General features: G+C 39.0%; 17 protein-coding genes. 11 read left to right on the top strand and 6 right to left on the bottom strand.

Annotation, left to right across the window (positions count from 1 at the left end; translation table 11 throughout):
• Positions 1-58: 58 nt before the first annotated feature.
• The 6 genes from LMF32_RS04440 to LMF32_RS04415 all read left to right on the top strand — a co-directional run bounded on the left by LMF32_RS04440 (position 59) and on the right by LMF32_RS04415 (position 4,658).
• Positions 59-343 carry a hypothetical protein gene (locus tag LMF32_RS04440; protein WP_230523989.1) on the top strand — a complete coding sequence of 95 codons (285 nt, stop codon included), beginning with the start codon at positions 59-61 and terminating at the stop codon, positions 341-343.
• Positions 340-1,311 carry a peptidoglycan DD-metalloendopeptidase family protein gene (locus LMF32_RS04435; RefSeq protein WP_188204707.1) on the top strand — a complete coding sequence of 324 codons (972 nt, stop codon included), beginning with the start codon at positions 340-342 and terminating at the stop codon, positions 1,309-1,311. The genes LMF32_RS04440 and LMF32_RS04435 overlap by 4 nt, the downstream gene beginning before the upstream one ends.
• Positions 1,312-1,371: 60 nt before the next feature.
• Positions 1,372-2,205 (top strand): prolipoprotein diacylglyceryl transferase, encoded by an 834-nt coding sequence (lgt, locus tag LMF32_RS04430; protein ID WP_223156055.1) that lies wholly within the window; start codon positions 1,372-1,374, stop codon positions 2,203-2,205.
• 47 nt (positions 2,206-2,252) lie between these two features.
• A complete protein-coding gene (locus LMF32_RS04425; protein WP_188204705.1) occupies positions 2,253-2,486 on the top strand; it encodes an SHOCT domain-containing protein in 234 nt (77 codons plus the stop codon).
• Positions 2,487-2,509: 23 nt separating this feature from the next.
• The gene (locus tag LMF32_RS04420; protein WP_230523988.1) at positions 2,510-2,941 is read left to right on the top strand and encodes a NusG domain II-containing protein; all 432 of its coding nucleotides are present in this window, start codon (positions 2,510-2,512) and stop codon (positions 2,939-2,941) included.
• Between the two features lie 193 nt (positions 2,942-3,134).
• Positions 3,135-4,658 (top strand): IS1182 family transposase, encoded by a 1,524-nt coding sequence (locus LMF32_RS04415; RefSeq protein WP_230523987.1) that lies wholly within the window; start codon positions 3,135-3,137, stop codon positions 4,656-4,658.
• 113 nt (positions 4,659-4,771) lie between these two features.
• Here the strand turns inward: LMF32_RS04415 and LMF32_RS04410 are convergent, their stop codons facing one another.
• The 3 genes from LMF32_RS04410 to LMF32_RS04400 are packed head-to-tail and all read right to left on the bottom strand — an operon-like array spanning position 4,772 to position 8,382.
• A complete protein-coding gene (locus tag LMF32_RS04410) occupies positions 4,772-6,169 on the bottom strand; it encodes an ATP-binding protein (RefSeq protein ID WP_230523986.1) in 1,398 nt (465 codons plus the stop codon).
• Positions 6,166-6,849 carry a response regulator transcription factor gene (locus LMF32_RS04405; RefSeq protein WP_230523985.1) on the bottom strand — a complete coding sequence of 228 codons (684 nt, stop codon included), beginning with the start codon at positions 6,847-6,849 and terminating at the stop codon, positions 6,166-6,168. Before LMF32_RS04405 ends, LMF32_RS04410 begins: the two co-directional genes overlap by 4 nt.
• Positions 6,850-6,879: 30 nt before the next feature.
• Positions 6,880-8,382 carry a multicopper oxidase domain-containing protein gene (locus LMF32_RS04400; RefSeq protein ID WP_230523984.1) on the bottom strand — a complete coding sequence of 501 codons (1,503 nt, stop codon included), beginning with the start codon at positions 8,380-8,382 and terminating at the stop codon, positions 6,880-6,882.
• Positions 8,383-9,030: 648 nt separating this feature from the next.
• On the opposite strand from LMF32_RS04400, the gene LMF32_RS04395 reads away from it, so the two are divergent.
• The 3 genes from LMF32_RS04395 (at position 9,031) to LMF32_RS04385 (ending at position 11,717) form a co-directional block, all read left to right on the top strand.
• Positions 9,031-9,447, top strand: a complete 417-nt coding sequence (locus LMF32_RS04395) for a YdhK family protein (protein WP_230523983.1) — start codon at positions 9,031-9,033, stop codon at positions 9,445-9,447.
• Positions 9,448-9,594: 147 nt separating this feature from the next.
• A complete protein-coding gene (locus LMF32_RS04390; RefSeq protein WP_230523982.1) occupies positions 9,595-10,968 on the top strand; it encodes an alpha-amylase family glycosyl hydrolase in 1,374 nt (457 codons plus the stop codon).
• Between the two features lie 92 nt (positions 10,969-11,060).
• On the top strand, positions 11,061-11,717 hold the full coding sequence (locus tag LMF32_RS04385; protein WP_230523981.1) for a class I SAM-dependent methyltransferase: 657 nt from the start codon (positions 11,061-11,063) through the stop codon (positions 11,715-11,717).
• Between the two features lie 729 nt (positions 11,718-12,446).
• Here the strand turns inward: LMF32_RS04385 and LMF32_RS04380 are convergent.
• The 3 genes from LMF32_RS04380 to istA all read right to left on the bottom strand — a co-directional run bounded on the left by LMF32_RS04380 (position 12,447) and on the right by istA (position 16,210).
• Positions 12,447-13,960 (bottom strand): IS3 family transposase gene (locus LMF32_RS04380; protein WP_230523472.1). Its coding sequence is split into 2 segments (ribosomal slippage): positions 12,447-13,342 and positions 13,342-13,960, totalling 1,515 coding nucleotides; the frame shifts between segments, so codons are not numbered across the junction.
• A gap of 96 nt (positions 13,961-14,056) precedes the next feature.
• Entirely contained in the window at positions 14,057-14,785 is a 729-nt protein-coding gene (gene istB / locus LMF32_RS04375) for an IS21-like element helper ATPase IstB (RefSeq protein ID WP_188205306.1), read from the bottom strand.
• Between the two features lie 3 nt (positions 14,786-14,788).
• Complete coding sequence (istA, locus tag LMF32_RS04370; protein ID WP_230523980.1) at positions 14,789-16,210, bottom strand: IS21 family transposase; 1,422 nt, start codon at positions 16,208-16,210, stop codon at positions 14,789-14,791.
• A 385-nt stretch (positions 16,211-16,595) separates the two neighbouring features.
• Between istA and LMF32_RS04365 the strand changes: the two genes are divergently transcribed.
• Complete coding sequence (locus LMF32_RS04365; RefSeq protein WP_188204698.1) at positions 16,596-17,054, top strand: DUF305 domain-containing protein; 459 nt, start codon at positions 16,596-16,598, stop codon at positions 17,052-17,054.
• A 180-nt stretch (positions 17,055-17,234) separates the two neighbouring features.
• Positions 17,235-17,561, top strand: a complete 327-nt coding sequence (locus tag LMF32_RS04360) for a YdhK family protein (protein ID WP_223156051.1) — start codon at positions 17,235-17,237, stop codon at positions 17,559-17,561.
• Positions 17,562-17,588 lie beyond the last annotated feature (27 nt).

Raw genomic sequence — 17,588 nt, 5'->3', positions numbered from 1 at the left:
GGAAGAAATAAGTTGTTTCAAGCAGTCAATACTAACTATATACATAGGAGAAGGAAGAATGAAGAAAAAGTACCTCTTTCCTATAGCAACGACAATCTTTTTGATGACACCGATGTTTAGTTCTTTAGAAGTAAAAGCCGCTTCCGAAAAAACGGAAGAATTAAAACAACAAGAGCAAGAATTAGGTAAACAATCAGAGTTGCTAAACGAGGAAATTAAAAGTAAAGAACAAGAGATGGAATCTTTAGAAGAAAAAAAAGAGCAGATAGAAGGAGAAGTGGCAGGATTACAGAAGGATATTTCTACATTGATAGAAAAATTAAGCGCAAGGAAGAAGAAATGAATCAAATTGAGGAAGAGATTAAGAAACTGCAAAAAGAGACGGTTCAATTACAAGATAAAATTAACAGCAGAACCGCTCGTTTAGAATCCCAAGCAAGATCGGTTCAAACGCAGGCAAATCCTCAAGATATTGCTAGTCTATTAGCTTCTTCAGAAAACTTATCTGATTTTCTTGGACGTATTAATGTAATAGGTCAGTTGATGGATGCAAATCAAGATATTATGAAAACCCAAATAGATGATAAGCGAACATTAGAAGATAAAGAGCGCCAATACAAAAATAAACAAGAAAAAATGCAAGCCATCAGAAATCAGTTGGAAGTAGACCAAGAGAAATTGTCCACTCAACGTAGTACATTAGAAAACAAAATTATACAAATAGTCGAACAATACAATTTAACTGCTACTGAAAGAGAAGGAATTATTAACGAACAAACTATTATTGCAAAACAAACGACCGCTTTAACCCAAAAAATTCAAGAAAAAAATCAAAAAGTACAGGTTGAAAAAAAAGTTCAAGCAAACAAGGACTTAAAGACTGTTAATCCGCCAGAACCAAACAATGATAAGGAAACGAATGTTAACTCTAGATGGATTTTGCCAGCAAATGGAATAGTCACTTCTCCATATGGATGGCGGACACATCCCGTTTTTGGTAATCAGAGGTTCCATAAAGGCATAGATATTGCTGGAAGCGGATCTATTATAGCTTCGCGTTCAGGTAAAGTGATTACCGCATCTTACAATAACGGCTTAGGATATTACATAGAGATTGATCATGGGGATGGATATAAATCAGTTTATTCTCATCTACAACCGAATAGGTTGGTTTCATCGGGACAAGAAGTTGCTCAAGGGCAACCAATTGGAGTCATGGGGACAACAGGCGTTTCGACCGGTGTACATTTGGATTTTCAAATCTATAAAAACGGCTCGACGGTGGATCCTTCTCAGTACCTAGGAATATAAAAAATGAATCCACTCACAACCAGAAGATAAATATATATTTATAAGGAGAAAAACATGAACATGACAACAGAAACAATCGATCGCGTCGCCTTTTCGTTTGGTCCATTTACCGTCTATTGGTATGGAATTATTATTGGTGTAGCTATGCTTCTCGCTATCTCATTAGCGTCAAAAGAAGGGAAAAAGAGAGGCTTTGAAGAGGATACGCTAATAGATATGGCACTATGGGCTATTCCTATTGGATTAATAGGAGCCCGAATTTACTATGTACTATTTGAGTGGGATTACTATATACAAAATCCCCTTGAAATCATCGCCATTTGGAACGGTGGTATTGCCATTTATGGAGGCTTGATTGCGGGAGGATTAACCGTTTACTGGTACGCCAAGAAAAAGGAAATTCCAGTTGCTTTAATGCTTGATGTATTAGCTCCATATGTTCTCTTGGCGCAGGCCATCGGTAGATGGGGAAACTTTATCAACCAGGAAGCTCATGGAGGAGAAGTAACTCGTACCTTTTTAGAAAACTTGTATCTCCCAGACTTTATCATTAACCAGATGCAAATTAATGGCGTGTACTATCATCCGACATTCCTATACGAGTCCTTGTGGAGCCTTTTAGGCTTCGGTCTAATCATTTTTATTCGGAACCGCAAAGGTTTATTGCGGCAAGGTGAAGTGGCACTTAGCTATGTAATCTGGTATTCAGTAGGAAGATTTTTTATAGAAGGCATGCGAACCGACAGCTTATGGATTGGTGATTTACTCCGGGTGTCACAAGGGCTATCTTTACTTCTATTTATTGGTGCCATCGGCATTTGGATATACCGCAGAAGGGATTACCCCGCTAAATCTTACTATTTAGAAGGATGGCGACTCAAAAAGGAAAAATAATAAATAGAAACCGGCATAGATGAATTATAGAAAAGGGAGTGTTAAGCATGTGGAACTGTGCGAACTTATTTACACAAGGAGGAATGGGTTGGATGATGTTGATGGGACTATTTTGGATTGTACTGATTGTTGTAATAGTGTACCTTGTTATTAAGCTCCTTTCTGACCGGACAGATAATCGAAGTGGAAAAGAGACTCCCTTAGAACTTCTTCAAAAAGAATTTGCTAGAGGAAATATCACGGAAGAAGAGTACTTGAAGAGAAAAAAACATTTGGAGTAACCTTTAAAAACAGAGGATAACAAATGAGGAGGTCATTCCCGATAAAAAAGTATCTGAAAATGGTAAAACCTTTTGATATTATTATTGTTTCTCTGTTGATTGTTCTTTCTTTTTCCCCAGTTGTGGTCTTTGCGATGAAGAACACAAGCAGTGAGAGCAGTGATTTGTATGCAGTAATCTCGATTAATGGAGAGGTAGTAGATCGGTTTCTCCTGACAGGAAATAAGGAGCATCAGCTCATTACCTATTACCCCGCCCCAGGACGGTATAATATTATTGAGATTGATGGTGAGCGGATTCGTAATAAAGAAGATAACAGCATGCACCAAGTTGCGGTGAGGACAGATTGGATTCAATCTCCTGGAGAAACCAGTCTTAACTTGCCTCATCGCTTGCTAATCGAAATTGTATCAGACAATCCAAAACAGACAGAGATTGACGTCCTGGTGCAATAATAGTAAAGATGGATAATATTATACTGCGTGTATGAGACTATGATTAACCACTCAAAAAGAGGCTGGGACAAAACCTAGTCCAAAAAAGCATCCAAAAAAGTCGTAATGACTTTTTGGATGCTTTTTAATACAAAAAGAAACCCCTCTGCTATAATGTAAATAACGACAAATACAATCATAGGAGGGATTTCTAATGTACAAAAACTATACCATGAATCAAACGAGCTTGCCACTAGAATGGTCTTGTTTCTTGCCTTCGACTCACATTATTTTTGAGATTCATGAGTTTATTGAATCTAGGGACGATAGAGTATTTACTCTCTTTGAGTCTTCCGATGGAAGACCAGGTTATCATCCGCGACTGCTAATAAAAGCTTTACTCTTTGCTTATTCTGAAGGGGTTTATTCGGGGAGAAAAATAGAAAAAATGATGACAGAAAATATACCCATGATTTGGGCAATGAGCAGTGAAATCATTTCCTATCGAACGATCAATCGATTCCGTGCTTCGGAATATTGCCAAAAATTATTACCGGAACTCTTTGTTGATTTTACGGTTAAGTTAAAAACAGAAAATTTTATCACGATGAACGAGCTATTTATTGATGGGACTAAAATAGAAGCCAACGCCAATAAATATTCTTTTGTATGGAAAAAAGCGGTCGATAAATATGCTGATTCTCTTAAAATAAAGACAAAACAATATTTTCAAGATGAAATTCAACCGATGGTTGAAGAATGTATGCACATGGATGATGTAGCCGAATTATCTATTTCTGACTTGGAAAACATTGCTACTTTAATAGAAAAAGAAATCACTGAATTAAGCGCGGATATTGAAGAAAAACCTATTCAAGGTAAGAATCCCAAAAAGCAAAAAAGACGACGTTTGAAAAAACACTTACGCAAACTAAGAGATGATTTTTTACCCCGTAAGAAAAAATACGAAGACTACGATCAACTATTTAATGGACGGAATAGCTTTTCTAAAATCGATACAGATGCTACTTTTATGAGAATGAAAGACGATCATATGATGAACGGTCAATTGAAAGCTGCTTATAATATCCAAATCGGTACAGAAAACCAATTTGTACTAACGTACGATATCTTTTCAAATCCGACGGATACACGGACACTCATTCCATTTGTTGAATCAATCAACCAATTACCACAAACCATTGTTGCTGATGCAGGTTATGGGAGTGAAGAAAACTTGGATTACTTAGATAGTATTGGTGTAAACCACCTCATAAAATACAATCTCTTTGATAAAGAACAAACACGATCGTATAAAAAATCTCCAAGAAACCGAAAGAATTGGTCGTATCATTCCGAAGGAAATTATTTTACGGATCGAAACAACAATCGCTTTGACTTCAGCCACATCAGTCACAGGAAAAACCGTAGTGGCTTTTGTCAGGATATTCATGTGTACAAACCAGACTACCCTGAGCAGACTGAACAAAAAACATTCCATTATAATTGGCACTATGAATCACTAAAAGAAATAGAATCCAACAAGCTTTTATCTCCTGAAGGTTCTAAGATTTTTGCGAGACGCAAAATCGAAGTGGAGCCAGTTTTCGGGCAGGTAAAAGCTAATTTAGGTTTCGCCCGCTTCCACTTACGTGGAAAAGAGAAAGTAAAAGTCGATATCGGCTTGGCCTTTATGGCCAATAATTTCAAAAAATATAGAAAAATGAAGATTAGCTGAGCTTAAAATCTTACAGATATATTTGAAATAGACAAAAAACGGTAATTGCATTTTTGCAATTACCGTTTTTTCAGTTACCAGGAGATTTTGTCCCAGCCTCTTTTTGTACGCTTCTATTTATTTTTAGGAAGAGTAATCGTAAAAGTTGTACCCTTTCCATAGACACTATCTACAGAAATAGTACCATGATGGGCATGGATAATACTTTTTACAATGGAAAGCCCAATTCCCTGTCCACCCAGCTGACTATTTCGAGATGGTTCCGCCATATAGAAACGTTCAAAGATTTGACTTACCTCGTCCGGAGGGATTCCTTGTCCATTATCCCCTATTCGAAAGGAAACAGTGGCTCTACTTTGCGAAACATGAATGTCAATTTTCCCACCAGAAGGAGTAAATTTAATAGCATTGAATAAAAGATTGGTTATGACCTGATGCATTTTATCTCGGTCTGCGGAAACAAGAACAGAATTCCCACTAATGGAACAGTGAATCTGTCTCTCGATTAGTAACGCCTGAAAATTGTCCACAATTTGTTGGGATAGTTCCTTTAAGTCAAAGGTGGACTTTTGTAGCTGGGACTCCTGACTTTCAATCTCATTGATTCGATCGATTTCTCCAATTAGACGAGTGATGCGGTTCACTTCCTCATAACAACGGTAGAGACGCTCTTCTGATACTTCCCAGACACCATCTATCATGGCTTCAATATTTCCCTTTAACGTCGTCAAAGGGGTCCTGATTTCATGGGCAATATCGGAAGACAAACGGTTTCGAATCTCCTGCTGTCGTTGAAGTTGCAGTGAGAGCTCATTTACTGAATCTCTAAGATCGTCAATCTCTCGGATTCCTGATTCTTCCAAAGGGAGACTACTGTAACGACCTTTCGCAATTTCTGTGGTGAAATCATTAATTACGACAATGGGTGCACTTAGTTTTTTTGCCACTAGTACCGCAAAGATGAGAGAGATAAGGAGAGAGATAAGGGTCACCATAATCAAGATATTTCTCATATTGGAAATGAAGAAAGCTTCATGTTCCGTATAAGCGAACGGACCTCCGAACTGTATCTCTACCAAGCCCACTTCTTTGCTACCATTATAAAGCGGCATACGGGATTGCACATAGTCACTTTCCACATTTTCCATCATTTGCTCCATATACAGTAGATGATTCTGAATCTTGTCCTTGGCTTCTTTTTCCTCAGAGGGAGACGGGCTCCATAATAGCTGTCCATCTTCGTCATATATCTTCAGAATCACGGCGTGTTGAAGAGCATTTCGACCCAAACTTTGGATTGCTTGTGAGTCCTCTTCCCAGGTGTCATCTTCTCGATAAAGAGCCTCTAATTCAGAAGTGTATTCTTTTAACTCTGATTCCTGCCTTTCCTTCACGTAGTCAGCAAAATGGCTTTCCATTAAGTTCAATGTTATCCAGCTAACCCCCCCTAAAAGAATAAAAGAGAGAGAAATAAAGGAAAGGAGGAGTTGCCATTTTATCGTTCGCTTCATTTCTGACCACCAAATCGGTATCCCGTTCCATATGCTGTCAGAATATAGTGAGGGTTTCTTTTATCGTCCTCTATTTTTTGTCGTAAATTCTTAATGTGCGTGTCTATGATTCGATCCGTTCCGTCAAAATCTAGCCCTTTGACCGCATCTAGCAGCTGGTCGCGGGAAAATAATTGTTTAGGATGAGAGGCTAATAGGAATAGCAAAGCATACTCCGTGGGCGTAAGGTCGACCTCTAGGCCTTTCTTTAGTACTTGTTTCCTACCCGGATAGATTTCCAACAGGCCTCCCTCAAACGATAACTTTTCTTCTTGTGGTTCCGGTCGTGCACGTCGCAACACGGTTTCTACTCGAGCTACTAGTTCTTTAGGGCTGAAGGGTTTCGTCATATAGTCATCCGCTCCTAATTGTAAGCCTTTCAAGATATCTTGTTCTGCTGTTTTAGCCGTTAGCATGATAATGGGGACGTTGGAAGATTCTCTGATTTTTTGACAGACTTCGAGCCCAGATATGTCTGGAAGCATGAGGTCCAGGACGATGAGGTCCGGTATTATAGTTTTGGCTTTACGCAAGGCTTCTTCCCCGTCCATGGCTCGGAATACCTGATAATTCTGGGTAATCAAGTATGCCTCCACAATTTCCAAAATGTTGCTCTCGTCATCCACAATCAAAATCTTCATACATTTCCCTCCGTCTGTGCACTCTAAATCTTATTCTACCAAAACTTGTCCCATCATTCCATTGTCTTCGTGCTCCAAGATATGACAGTGGTACATGAATATTCCCTTTTCTGGAAATTCAACTTCAATCTCAACGCTCTCTCCAGGATAAAGAGCAATGGTGTCTTTCCAGCCTTTTTCATTTTCGGGAGAGATCTCTCCGTTCCGGTTTAGCACTTTGAATTGGACACCATGAAGATGGAAGGGATGAATCATGCCTCCCATCATATCGGGAGCATTGTCAATTTTCCAAACCTCTTTTGTTCCGACCTTTGCTCGCAAATCCATTCGGTCCATATCAAACTGTTTACCGTCAATCGCCACCATGTTCCCCATACCACTGAACGTGATTTCTTTATCTGGTGTTTCTTTCTCTTCTCCGCTAGAGATGCTATTCAAAGTATTTGGCAAAGGAGGAATATCTTCTGTTGTTTCCTCGGTCACATTAAGAGTCAGGACGGAAACATTTTCTTCCATTAGCTGGATGCTCTCTCCAATAGAGTAGCTGCTGAGATCGACAATAATTTCAGCACGTTCCCCTGGAACAAGCTGCAAACTTTCCATCGGAATAGGTTCATTCAGAAATCCGCCATCCGAAGTAATCTGATAGAAGGAGTTGCCATTTGATAGACGAAATTGGTAGTTACGGGCATTAGAGCCATTGAGGAGTCGCAGCCGAACTTTCTCATTCTTAACGTCTATATAAGGGTTAAGGGTGCCATTCACGACCAGTGTATCCCCAAATGTTCCGTCAGGGCTATAAGCTGTAGAATAGTTGAACTGGTTATTCGTCTCGAAGATACGATCTTGGACAATAAGTGGAAAATCATTGATTCCGTATTCCTTAGGGATAGCTAAATGATCGGAATTCTCGTCTTCGATATAGATAAGCCCCGCCAATCCCTGATAAACTTGCTTACCGGCATTCCCTGTAGGATGGGGATGGAACCATAAAGTAGCTGCTTCTTGCTTTACTGTAAATTCTAATTCGGCAGTCTTGCCAGATTCAATAGGAGTATGCGGACCTCCATCTACATTGGAAGGAACTTTCAATCCATGCCAATGGAAAGAAGTAGCAGTATTCAACTCGTTTTCCGTTCTGATAGTCACTCTTTGATTTTTGCGGATACGAATGACTGGACCAAGGAAAGAACCGTTGTAGCCGTATGTTTGGGTTGGCTTGCCTTCTTTCAGTTTGGTGTCGCCTTCTTGAGCAGTAATTGTATAGGAGATGCCACCATCTGAAGAAGTGTTGCCTTCTAGGACAGGAGGCAACACTAGTTCCTTAGACTCTTGGTTAGAAGGAACCAACTCGGTAGTCACTTCTCCACCCATACCCATGTTGTTAGTCATTCCCATCTGAGGAGTTCCATTTTCTTGGTTAGAACGAGTATTTGTTGATGGCATGGACATTTGTTGGATTAAGAGAAAAGATACAACGGCAAGTAAGAGTAAGGAAATTCCCAAAAAAATAGATATAACCCGCTTTTTCATAGTGCTTCCTCCTTGTTTTTCTTATCTGATATAGTTTACCATTTAATTGTGTAGGTTTTATGGATAAGGAGGGAGGCTTATTTTTTAAAATAGTATAGAAGACCGACCTCCTTAGGAATACTAATTAAAGCCTTCAAAAAACTAGTATAAACTTTTTGTTTTCTCTATATTCTCTACACAATGATGCGTTATCTTGATAGTATAGATTTATAGAAGCGGAGGGGTGCCCAGTAGTAAAAAGTAGTAGGTACTATTTTTTCGTTCAGCGCGCAAATCGACAATTCGTATGCTCTGTAAGGCAAAAATAACTAAAAAAGGATGGCTTTTGCTAACTTAGCTTATCTCTTAATCAAGTTAGCATAATTAGAAAGGATGTAAGCAAAAATGAATAAGAAAATAATTGGAACTGGAATACTTTCCCTTGTTTCTCTAACGATGATCTCCGCGTATACTCCAGTTCAAGTAGAAGCAAAATCGGAGGCCTCTGTTCAGGCACATCAAATGAGACATCATGAAAAGCATGGTCAACATATCAGCGAATATGCATCTCAAAATAAGGGAAGACGTACTAACCATCACGGTTTAGCTGTCAGTAATTACAACAAGCTATACAAATCCGGCATTATCCCCGCCGACATAGAGCCGGCCATGGATCCAACGTACCAGCCTGGTGAAGAAGCCGTCATTACGGAAGGCCATATGCCTGGAATGATGGGCGCTTCCGCAGAAATCGTGGGTGCTTTTGATACCTACGCGTATTCTGTAACCTACTATCCAACCGATGGTGGGGAACCGGTCTATGACCATAAGTGGGTTGTACAGGAAGAAATTGCAGACACCGGAGAAGAGCCTCTGGAAATTGGAACTGAAGTTACTTTGGAAGCTGATCACATGCCTGGTATGGAAGGGGCAACTGCAATTATTGAATCGGTAGAGGATACAACTGTGTACGTGATTAATTACCAACCAACTGATGGTGGGGAAGTGGTTCGAAACCATAAGTGGATGACCGACAGTGAATTAGCACCTGCTGGCGTCGAAGTAGAATCTGGTATGGAAGAATAACAAACGCGGTTGAGGAAGGATAAGAATAAAGAAAGCACACAGGCTAATTCATAGGTGAATAGCCTGTGTGCTTTTCTTTGATAGGATTTTTTGATAGATAGAAAGTAGAAGCAGCAGATGATTAGCATAAAAGAAGGTGGAGAGAAGATGGCCAGAGATACAGATACCAATTTGCGCAATAAGGTATTATATAGTATTTTTGTTCGTAACCATACCAATGAGGGAACATTGAAGGCGCTTGAGGATGACTTGGATCGTATTCAAGAGTTGGGCACTGATTATGTTTGGTTACTGCCCATCCATCCTATTGGGGAAGTAAACCGGAAAGGGGACCTGGGCAGTCCGTATGCCATTAAAGACTACCGATTCATTGACCCCACTTTGGGGACCGAAGAAGATTTTCGACACTTGGTTGAAGAAATCCATAAACGAGGGATGGGAATTATAATGGATGTGGTCTATAATCACACCTCCCCTGACTCCTTATTGGCCAAAGAACATCCGGAATGGTTCTACCAAGATAGGACTGGAAGTCCTACTCACCGATTTGTAGAATGGACAGATGTCATAGATTTGGACTACAATAATGTTCGTTTATGGGATTATCAAATCGAAACTCTAAAATATTGGGCAACTATGGTGGATGGATTTCGTTGTGACTGTGCTAGCATGATTCCAATCGATTTTTGGTTATTGGCCCGTAAAGAGGTCGAAGAAGTTAATCCAACATGTATTTGGGTTGCAGAAACCATGTATCCTGACTATATTTTTGAATTACGGGATGAAGGTTTTTATGCTGCTTCTGATAGTGAAGTCTATGCTGCTTTTGATGCCACCTATGATTATGATAGCCGTTATTTGATGGAAGGCTATCTAAACGGAATTGTCTCTTTTGAGTCTTTCCTAATGATTAAGCAGCGACAAGAGGTCCAGTATCCAGAAAATTATATAAAGCTTCGTTTTTTAGAAAACCATGATCAAAAGCGAGTCCAAACACTGGTGAAGAGTGAAAGAGCATTATTAAATTGGACAGCATTCCTCTATTTCGAAAAGGGAATGACACTCATACAAGCAGGACAAGAAAAAGGTATTCTCCATACGACAAGCCTTTTTAACAAAGACCCTTTAGTATGGGAGAAAAAAGAGGGAATTGATTTAACTTGGTTGTTCAAAAAACTTGAACAGTTAAAAGTAGAGCCTACATTCTCCTCAGAACACTACCACTTAACTGGTGACAAAGATTGTGCTAGTTTATACGGATATTACCAGAAGGGAGAAGAGAGATGGGTTGGCATTTTTTGCTTACGAGGTGCTGATGCCAGTATGTTCGTGGATATTCCAGATGGAACGTACAGGAATATCCTCAACAACGAGGATATATTTGTTGAGGAGGGGAGAGTGAGGATTCATGGTATGCCGCTTATTTTCAAAGCCAAATCCCCTCCGAAACGATCGGAGTTGGTCTACTCTCCATACAAGGAGCAAGTTAGTCTGTCAGTAAGGGAACAAACAGGCGTATAGCCACCGTAGTAAAGGAAGTTCAGCTTCTTGACAACCGCATAAATTTTCTATATTTATGGATAAACATTTAAAAGTTAGAGAGGAGGAAGAGATTGACTCGAAAATCCAGTAAGTTGGTCCCTGCACTTCGCTTCCGTTGTTTAACTGTCCTCTATGATCCGCTCATGAAATGGGCGCAAGAAGAGACATTCAAGAACCGTTTTATCGCGCAAGAAGAGCTCCTGCCTGACCAACGGGTTTTAGATGTAGGCTGTGGAACCGGGACACTGGCTTTAATGCTGAAAGACACACAACCGAGAGCAACCGTTATGGGGTTGGATGCAGATCCTGAAGTATTGAAATTGGCTCAAAAAAAGGCACAGAATAGTAATATAGATATCTCCTTCCATCAGGGACTGTCCTCCCACTTGCCTTTCGATGCTGCTGTATTCGACCATGTTTTTTCCAGTCTACTCTTTCACCACTTAACGTTGGAAATGAAACATAAAACGCTGCAAGAAGCTTTTCGGGTGTTGGCACCAGGCGGAAGCTTGCATATCCTTGACTTCGATAAGCCGCAAAGTTTCTGGATGCGATTGGCCTTCTATCCTGTTCAAGTATTGGATGGATTTGAAACGACAAGAGATCATGTCACGGGTATTATTTTGGAAGCGCTTCAAGAAGAAGGGTTTGAAGGTATCCGTGAAACAAATCAGTTTAATACAATAGTAGGGACTCTTCATATGTACTCTGCCGATAAACCTTACTAAGACCTTTTTTAGGAGACGTATTTAAATACTGGGGTCGAATACTATATTCATGACAAAGTGATATTAAGAATTATCTGGAACTTTTTGAAGTCCGGTCTGTTTTGGGATCGGACTCCTGAATTTTTCCCATTTCCGTCCATACTTGGTCAAGAACTGTTCTTTATCCGTCTCTCTTAAAGATCTCCATAATTCGGGCAGTACATCGTCGAGCTGATGAATGATGGATTGGCATTGTCCATTTCATTCAGGCTCTCCATGTCACGTTTTTATCTTTTAATGGTTCCTTCTCCGTAAGTGTGCCACATTTTTTTGAGCGCAATTCCATGCAGTTTCACTTCTTTCTTAGACCAGTCCAACATTGTTTCCAGAGGAATAAATCCATAGTATTTTACACAAGATTATGGGCTTGACTGAACTTGTAAAAGAAGCCCTCTAAAACAATTAAAATAAAACTTAGTGAGATTAATAAACGATTTAAAGACGATCTAACGAATAATTACTCTGTTTTTAATTTCTAGGACGGTCTACTTCTTTATTGTAGAACCGCTTCTCAACTATTGAAAAAATGGTAAACAGACATAAGTCTTTACTTGTAATTAATAAAAAATCGAAATGTTTGACAATGTAGATAGACAGCCATAAACTAAGAACATAGTCTATATCTATATCTGTTGTATTTTGCAAGACTTTTCTACACAACAGGAGGTGCGGATGTTTTTTTGGACTTTTTCAAGCAATTAAACCTAGTTTCTTTCTGTAATCAATCGGACTGAGACCGCCTAGAGACAATTTTATTCTTTTGTTATTGTACCAATGCAGGTAATCATCAAGTAGTTCAATGAATGCGTCAATTGAAATATTGTCCCATTTAAAGCCATAGAAGAACTCATTTTTAAGTCTACCGAAAAACCCTTCGCAAGCCGAGTTATCCGGTGAACATCCTTTTTTAGACATGGACTGTGTCAAACCGTTGGTTTTAATCCTTTCAATCCAACCTGGCCATCTGTAGTGAGCTCCGCGATCAGAGTGTATGATTGGCTTTGAATTATCAGCGAGTGTATCAAGTGCCTGATCAAACATACTATTAACGAGCTCCGCATTTGGTTGTGTACTGATAGTCCAACTAACTAAGGCCCCGTCAAAACAATCGATAATGGGCGATAGATAGACTTTTCCGGCGGGAATACGAAATTCTGTAATGTCTGTCAACCACTTTTTGTCAGGTGCTTCAGCTTTGAAATTTCGTTGAATAAGGTTAGGTGTCGCGGGAGTAATTTCACCTGCATATGAACTATATTTCTTTTTAGTTACTGAATGAACAATGAGTTTTTCTTCCTTCATAAGCCGTCTAACAACTTTCTCGGAAACAACAATATTTTGCTTTTTTAGAACGTCATGCATACGACGATAGCCATACGTACGACGACTTTCAATAAAAATATCTTTAAGCATTACCCTTAGATCAGCATATTTATCCGGAAGCTTAGCCTGACTTCTGTGGTAATAATAACTACTCTTAACTAAATCCAAATTCTCTAGTAAAAGTGCCAATGGATAAAAGGTTTTTAATGCATCAATCACTCTTGTTTTTTCCTTGTTGGAGAAATGTTTTGGATTGATGCCCCATTCTTTTTTACAAGTTCGGCAGACTTTTCCAAGATATCTTTTTCCATTCGTAGTCGATAAACTTCTTGTTTTAAAACATCAACTTCATTTTTCAACCCTTCTAGTTGAGGGCTATCAGGCATATTCGTCATATTAGGTGGAAGCTCCTCTCCGATGAGCTCCTCTTTCCAATCATAGAGCGTTTTACGGGTGACCTGCAGGCGCTCAGCAATTTTGTGGACAGAGGTTTCTCGGCTCACAAGATGGATAACGGCCTCTTTTTTCTGCTCTTGAGAATAGTTTAACTTACTTCGCCTGATTTTACGAGCTTCAGGTGCAAGTTCTTTACACCAATCGCTAAGAATGTTTCTATCTGGATAACCCAACATGCGAACAGTTCTAGAATAATTGCGACCGTATTCGATATAGTGATTAACAGCAAACTGCTTTTCTTCTTGCGTAAATTCACGTTTTCTTTTTGAAGTCTTAGAAAGATCACCATTCTCTTCATATTCCTTAAACCATTTGTATAAAGCTTTTGAAGAAGGATAGCCTAATTCATGAATGACTGACGCCAAAGAGTGTTCGTATTTGATGTAAAGTTTTACAGCTTTCATTCTTTCTTCGTAAGAGTACATGGACATTCTCCTGACTTATAGTTGTCCAAGATTATGTCCGCACCTCCACATTGCAGCGATAAACTACACAATTTTGCACCTGAAAGATTCTTTTAGTTATTTGTGTTTGGATAGTGCATTCTTTAGTCGAAAACTCTCTCCGGTAAAGCTTAATATGTGAGCATGGTGAATCAGTCGATCAACCAATGCGGCTGTCAGACGAGCGTCAATGAACACTTTATTCCATTGACTAAATTCTAGATTACTGGTGATGATGACGCTTTTCGTCTCATACCAATCACTAATTAGCTGAAATAGAAGTTCCGCTCCTTCTTTCGTAAACGGAACATACCCCATTTCATCTAAAATAATCAGTTTAACCTTGTCAAAACGTTTTTTAAAAGCATCTAGTGTGTTATTTTTCCATTGACGTTCTAGTTCGCTGACTAGGTCAGATACGCGCCAGAAGCGTGTATCTATGCCGTTTTCTGTAGCTAATGTGCCTAAGGCACATGCCAAGTGAGTTTTTCCTGTACCAGGTGTTCCTACGAAAACAGCGTTTTGGCATTGTTTGATAAAAGACAGACTAGTCAGTTCCTCTTTAGTTGTCGGACTGGGAAGCGATATCTGGTTGTGCCATTCATAAGTGGATAGCGTCCGCCTACAGGGCAGCTTTGATTGTTTATAGAGCCGTATCGTTTTCGCTTCTTCACGACTTCGAAGTTCATTTTTCAAAAGAAAAAGTAACCAGTCCTCTTTAGAATCAAATCCATCCGTATCAATGACTTTTGGTATATGAGAGAGCCGGAGGCTTTTACACAGTTCTTCTAAGTAAGCTTGATCCATTACTTATACTACCTCCTTGGGAAAAATTCCTAATGCGTCATAACTGTTCCAATCCACATTGTAAGAATCCGAACTCGGTTCGACCCCTATTAATTCATAGAATCTTTCGTTGATTTGTTTCATATCTTTAGTGACGAGTAAATTAATAAGGATATCGACACGTTCAGCTTGGACTTTCCAGTCATTATGAGTTAAGTATAATTTGATCCGCTCCGGTAAATATTTCCAGTAACGTGAGTACTCCATTGAACGGAGTTTTTTACGCCAGTCTAATAAGATAGATAACCAGTCAATCGGTCGTTTTTTAAACATATAAGGGCGATCACCTTCAGCTATTATGTCACCAGATCCACTGTAGAATGTGTAAGTCTCAGCTGTTAATACACCAAATATCTTAGTGTGATTTCGTGCCTTAGGCACGTGAATGAGTGTTTGATCGAGTTTGATTTCGTTATACTTGTTTGCCTTGCATTCGATCTCTTTAAAGACGGGATAAGGTACATCCGGAAGAGCCAGTAGTTCAGTTTTTTCTTCTTCCCATAGCTCAATGATGGAGACATTTTTTTCATAATGATTTCGATCTCTATCTTCAATTAGTTGTGTTCTCAATTTCTCATTTAAAGAAGCATAATCTTTCATTGACGGGCTTGTAGGGAAAAAGTTATAGCGTATATACCCAACTTTGTTTTCAACACTTCCTTTTTCATTTCCGCTGCGCGGATTACATACTTGCGTGTTGAAACGGTAATGAGTGGCGAATCGAAGATAAGCCTCAGTTAGTACAGCAGGTTTATATTTAGATTTTCTCTCCGTTACGGCCGTTGACATATTATCAATTCGAATGACTTTCGGCACACCCCCGATTTGATGAAACAATTGAGTCATGCCTTCAAATAAACACTCCTGATTCTCTGCAGGTAACGCAACCGCAAAACCTACATTACTAAACGGGAAGGTCATTACCAAGGTTTTGACATCTTTAAATGCCCCCTCATGTTCGACTTCCATCGTTCCAAAGTCCAGCTGTGCATCTGCTGGGGGATGTTCCAGACGTTCAAATCCTTTATCTACAGCGCCTTTATCGTTGTGAGTAGAACGCCAGTCTTGAACAAATACACAAACAGTCCGATAGGACCCCGGGAAATCAAGTTCTTTCAATTCACGGTGATAAGCTACGTTAGTACGTCGTTTTTTCTTCGGCAACTTGGCATCTTCGTCCAGCCATAAGGTTAAAATATCTCCCCATTTTTCTTCATACATCATGCCTGTTTTTTCTATTTTCTTCTTCTTTGGAAAGTTATTGCCATCAGCGTATTTTTTAGCTGTACGCCAATTCACTCCAAGTTCTTTTCTTATGTGATCAATCGATTTATCGTGATTATTCCTTAAATTTTTGATAGTATTAATATCAGTCATTGTGAGCATACCTTTCATACCTCCAGTTAAAGTGTAGGAACTCTAACTTTAGAGGATTTTCAGGTGCCTTGCAATGGCTTTTTATATTGCATTTTGCCGTCCGCAGAGTTGTGTACTTTCACCCTGCAATCTTATGTATTTTTATCTTGCCATAAACATCTGTAGGTGAAACTTATTATTGGAGGAGATAAATTGCTGAGTCAATTGAAGTTAAACTGTAACAACGAATATTTATATGGTGGATTATCAGCCAACAGATGGGAGGGGGTCGCTCTTTATCATAAATGGTTTGTTGAAGAGGAATTAGTTCAATAATCACGATTGGTACATTAAAATACTTGTCGATTTTAAAATTTTTTAATAATAAAAAATTACTAAGAAAGGAAGTTTAACTGTGAATAAATATATACGTTTCGGATTAATGATTTTAACTTCTACTGTTGTGATGTACTTTCTAATGTTTGTGAATGTTAATGAATTTGCACATATTTACTTGAGTCAAACCCGTGTTTATATGGCTATTCTAATGGGGGCTATCATGGCAATAATTATGATGGGTTTTATGTGGAAAATGTACGACAACAAAAAATTAAATACCGTCATAATGGGACTTTCGGTTTTACTCGTGGTGGGATCGTTTGGGCTTATTCAAAACCAAGTTGGCGTAGATGATACTGCTTGGATGAGAGCTATGATTCCACACCATTCTACCGCTATTATGACGAGTGAAAATGCCAATCTCACAGATTCACGGGTGCAGCAATTAAGCGAAGAAATTATCCAAGCCCAAGAAGAAGAAATTGCTGAGATGGAACAATTAATTGAAGATATAGAAGAAAACGGAGAAGAATAAACATTCAATCAATTTAAGAAGTAAAAAGATCCCTATACACAAGAAGTCTATGATAACTTCCGTGTGTATAGGTTTTTTTCTATTTTTCCGCTTTTTCTCAATTATTGATTTCCTAAATACGATAAACAATTAAATTGCTCAATAGTGTTCATCATATTTAGAAAATATAATTTTAAAAATATGGAAGGTGCCGAAGCAACTGTTTCTGGCGTATTTGCTACGACGGCTTATGAAGTTTCTTTCAATCCAACCAATGGTGGAGAACGAGAGGAAAATCATCGCTGGGTTATCCACGAAGAAATTTCTGAGTCAACCAAAGGCGCATTTGAACCTGGAGAAGAAGTGACATTAGAAGCCAACCATATGGAAGGTATGGAAGGAGCAACTGCAACAATTGATGATGCTGTTACATCAACTGTATATATGGTAGATTATCAACCAACCGACGGCGGAGAAGTAGTTCGTAACCATAAGTGGCTGACTGAAGAGGAACTAGGTCAAGAATAATAATCCAAAAAATGTGCGATCAATTAA

This window comes from Desemzia sp. C1, assembly GCF_020882875.1.
GTDB lineage: Bacteria > Bacillota > Bacilli > Lactobacillales > Carnobacteriaceae > Desemzia > Desemzia incerta.
The sequence above is the reverse complement of the archived record's forward strand: the minus strand, read 5'-3'. Positions and strand labels throughout refer to the sequence as shown.